The organism is Novacetimonas hansenii JCM 7643, assembly GCF_000964405.1.
In the GTDB taxonomy this organism is placed as follows: domain Bacteria; phylum Pseudomonadota; class Alphaproteobacteria; order Acetobacterales; family Acetobacteraceae; genus Novacetimonas; species Novacetimonas hansenii.
Genome location: NZ_BANE01000081.1, coordinates 1 through 1,055 on the forward strand (window position 1 = coordinate 1; position 1,055 = coordinate 1,055).

Consider the following 1,055-nt stretch of genomic DNA (forward strand, 5'->3'; position numbering starts at 1 on the left):
TAGAGCGCACTGCGAATAGCTTGAATCATAGGATTCCCAAAGTGCGTCTGATGTGATTCAAGATGAAGACTGGTGAAGGAGGCCAGCCTTCATGCCGAAAGCCTACTCGCAGGATTTACGAGACCGTGTAATTGATGCGGTGGAGAAAGGCGGCATGAGTTGCCGGGCAGCGGCGCGACGCTTTGGGGTGAGTGATGCTTCAGCGATCAAGTGGGTCCAGCGCGCAAGACGCGTCGGGGATCGCTGCTGCGCTGGCACGGGCGGCCATCGTCCCTCGAAAACCAAGCCTGAACGAGCCTGGCTGCTGGCCATCATTGATGCCGAACCTGATATCACCCTTGCGGCGCTGTCGGTCCGACTGCGCGACGAGCGTGGCGTTCAGGCCGACACTGGGATGCTGTCACGCTTTTTTCAATCCGAAGGGATCAGCTTCAAAAAAAAGCGTGCTGCCCTGCGAGCAGGATCGACCTGACGTCGCGCGTAAACGTAAGTTCTGGAAGCGATATCAGGCCGATATAGATCCTACCCGTCTGGTGTTCATTGACGAAACCTGGGCCAAAACCAACATGGCGCGCACGCATGGCCGCTGCCCCAAAGGCGAAAGGTTGAGAGCCAGGGTTCCCCACGGTCACTGGAAAACACTGACTTTTCTGGCAGCTTTGCGTCATGACCGGATCACCGCACCCTGCGTTCTCGACGGACCGATCAACGCGCGCAGTTTTTTGGCCTATGTCGAGCAGTTTCTGGTTCCAACACTCAAGCCGGGCGATATCGTCGTGCTCGACAATCTCGGCAGCCACAAGGGCGACGCAGCTCGCAAGGCCATTCGTGCCGTCGGCGCCAGGATAATCTTCCTGCCGCCCTACAGTCCCGACCTCAATCCAATCGAACAGGTCTTCGCCAAGCTCAAGACTTTGCTGAGAAAAGCCGCAGAGCGATCCGTTGAGGCAACATGGAAACGCATCGGCTCACTCCTCACCTGCTTCTCCGCACAGGAATGCGCCAATTACCTCAAAAACTCAGGATATGCATCAATCTAATCACAGAACGCTCTA

At 56.7% G+C, this 1,055-nt stretch carries 1 protein-coding gene; it reads left to right on the top strand.

Annotation, left to right across the window (positions count from 1 at the left end; translation table 11 throughout):
* Positions 1-91: 91 nt before the first annotated feature.
* Positions 92-1,040, top strand: a protein-coding gene (locus B7G66_RS06665; protein WP_141313152.1) for an IS630 family transposase whose coding sequence is annotated in 2 segments (ribosomal slippage) — positions 92-454 and positions 456-1,040 — 948 coding nt in all. Because the reading frame shifts where the segments join, the coding sequence is not laid out codon by codon here.
* The last annotated feature ends 15 nt before the right edge of the window (positions 1,041-1,055 follow it).